The organism is Bacillus sp. P4_D3, assembly GCF_056401855.1.
Genome location: NZ_JBFUIN010000712.1, coordinates 1 through 1,560 on the forward strand (window position 1 = coordinate 1; position 1,560 = coordinate 1,560).

At 28.7% G+C, this 1,560-nt stretch carries 2 protein-coding genes and 1 pseudogene; 2 read left to right on the forward strand and 1 reads right to left on the reverse strand.

What is annotated here, in order from left to right; genetic code table 11:
* Nucleotides 1-39: 39 nt before the first annotated feature.
* Nucleotides 40-459, reverse strand: a complete 420-nt coding sequence (locus AC1DTM_RS25875; RefSeq protein WP_002158298.1) for a GNAT family N-acetyltransferase — start codon at nucleotides 457-459, stop codon at nucleotides 40-42.
* A 179-nt stretch (nucleotides 460-638) separates the two neighbouring features.
* Here AC1DTM_RS25875 and AC1DTM_RS25880 point away from each other — a divergent pair, with 179 nt between their 5' ends.
* Together AC1DTM_RS25880 and AC1DTM_RS25885 are read left to right on the forward strand one after the other, a co-directional pair.
* Nucleotides 639-773, forward strand: coding sequence for a hypothetical protein (locus AC1DTM_RS25880; RefSeq protein WP_002118339.1), 135 nt, complete (start codon nucleotides 639-641; stop codon nucleotides 771-773).
* Nucleotides 774-1,060: 287 nt separating this feature from the next.
* Nucleotides 1,061-1,560, forward strand: a pseudogene (locus AC1DTM_RS25885) (AI-2E family transporter); the annotation flags it as partial.

The following is a 1,560-nucleotide window of genomic DNA, read 5'->3' on the forward strand; positions in this document are numbered from 1 at the left end:
CTTTAATATTGACGACGTWTAATTAAAAATCTATTATGTTTATTTTTTTGAAATGACAGTAAACATCCCCGTCATGTTTGGTGAGTAATCTTTAAAATCATATTTTTCATAGAAAGATTCTTTACCTTGCGATGCAAACAAACCGACAAACGCCTTATCAGGGGCATTCTGATTTAAGTATTCAACCAAGATATGCATTATTTTTTTCCCAATACCATTTTTCTGATAATCTGGATGAACCACTATATCTTGAATATAGAAATAGATAGCCCCATCACCAACAATTCTCCCCATGCCCACAATTTGTTCATTATCTTTGACTGTGATGCAGTGGATAGAATTCTTTAGTGATGTTTCCACCACTTCAAAATTCATATAATTAGTCCATCCAACAGACTCGCACAAATATTTGTACTCTTCCAATGTTGGAATGTTATTTTTAAACTCATATTTCTTCAAAATGTATCCTCCAAGTCCTCAATTTCAACAAATAAATAAATTCGACATTTTTTTATCTATTCCTCTTATGCAACTAAACTCCCTTTAGCTATTTAATTTAGTACAGCTTATTTGTGTTAATTTATAAGAGTTTAGGGAAGAAATATAAGAAATGATCTGGTGAAAAAGGAAGTGGAAATATGAGTGATGAGAAAAAATATACAGTGGTAGGTACTGATGTCGAGGAAGTAAAGCGTTTAAACAAAAATTCAGGTTTAACGTATAACCAAGTGAAGGAATTGTTAGCGAAGCAAATGCAAAAAAGAAATGATTAGATTGAAATAATTAAGCTTTTCATTTAGCATTTTTCTAGAGAGAGTTAAGTAATAGATAACTCTCTTTTTTCAATATGAAAAATCTACTAAGGAGCAACAGTCTAAAAATAGATGTTCTCCTAAAATATAGATTTGAAAAATAGTTTTTAGAAAAGTATTAGATGAAAAATCCGACATTAGAAAAGAAAAAAAGGATTCTTCCTAATTAGTAAGAAAGATTGTCTATAGAAGTTCATAAAATGTAATATATTCAATTTCCATCCATTGAAGGGGGAGGTTAATTTTTAATGAATGAAGTGAAAAATTTCTTTCGAAGTAGAGGGTTTCAACGGTTTCTCGTTTTAATAATATTAGTGCTTGTATTGTATGGATTAAAAAGCATGATTAATTTAATATTAATTACGTTTATTCTCACGTTTTTGATGGATCGATTTCAAAAGTTTATTTCAAAAAAATTGAAAGTAAATAGGAAAGTGGTTATTGCTGGTTTATATATTGTATTAGTGACGTTTATTGTAACTACACTATATAAATATTTGCCTGTACTAACGATACAAATTTCACAATTAATTTATCAATTTAAATTGTTTTTTCAGAACCCACCTGATAACGAGATAATTAAATATGCACTTTCGACAATTAATGGAATGGAAGTATCGAAATATATCGAACAAGGTGTAGATGTCATATATCAATCGATAGCAAACATAGGAAAAGTCAGTTTACAAATACTACTTTCTCTTATTTTAAGCTTATTTTTCTTATTAGAAAAAGAACGCATTATAGC